Source organism: Streptococcus mitis, from assembly GCF_003942685.1.
In the GTDB taxonomy this organism is placed as follows: domain Bacteria; phylum Bacillota; class Bacilli; order Lactobacillales; family Streptococcaceae; genus Streptococcus; species Streptococcus mitis_CD.
The window spans coordinates 1-605 of record NZ_RJNR01000048.1 but is presented as its reverse complement, the minus strand read 5'-3'; the positions used below and the strand labels follow the sequence as shown (position 1 = coordinate 605).

General features: G+C 48.6%; 1 pseudogene. It reads left to right on the top strand.

Annotated elements, in window-relative coordinates:
• Positions 1-605, top strand: a pseudogene (locus tag D8855_RS11005) (hypothetical protein); the annotation flags it as partial.

Below are 605 nucleotides of genomic sequence, written 5' to 3'. Positions count from 1 at the left end.
CAGCGTCAACAAGTGCATCAGAATCAGCAAGCACAAGCGCTTCTGAATCGGCATCAACAAGTGCGTCAGAGTCAGCAAGCACATCAGCCTCTGAATCAGCGTCAACAAGTGCGTCAGAGTCAGCAAGTACATCGGCTTCTGAATCAGCATCAACAAGTGCATCAGAATCAGCAAGCACATCGGCTTCAGAATCAGCATCGACAAGCGCCTCAGAGTCAGCAAGTACATCGGCTTCTGAATCAGCATCAACAAGTGCATCAGAATCAGCAAGTACATCGGCTTCTGAGTCAGCNTCAACAAGTGCGTCTGAGTCAGCATCAACAAGTGCATCAGAATCAGCAAGCACAAGTGCGTCTGAGTCAGCATCAACAAGTGCATCAGAATCAGCAAGNACATCAGCTTCTGAATCAGCGTCAACAAGTGCATCAGAATCAGCAAGCACAAGCGCTTCTGAATCGGCATCAACAAGTGCGTCAGAGTCAGCAAGCACATCAGCCTCTGAATCAGCATCAACAAGTGCATGACAATCAGCAAGCACATCAGCATCTGAGTCAGCATCAACAAGTGCTTCAGAATCAGCATCGACAAGCGCCTCAGAGTCAGCA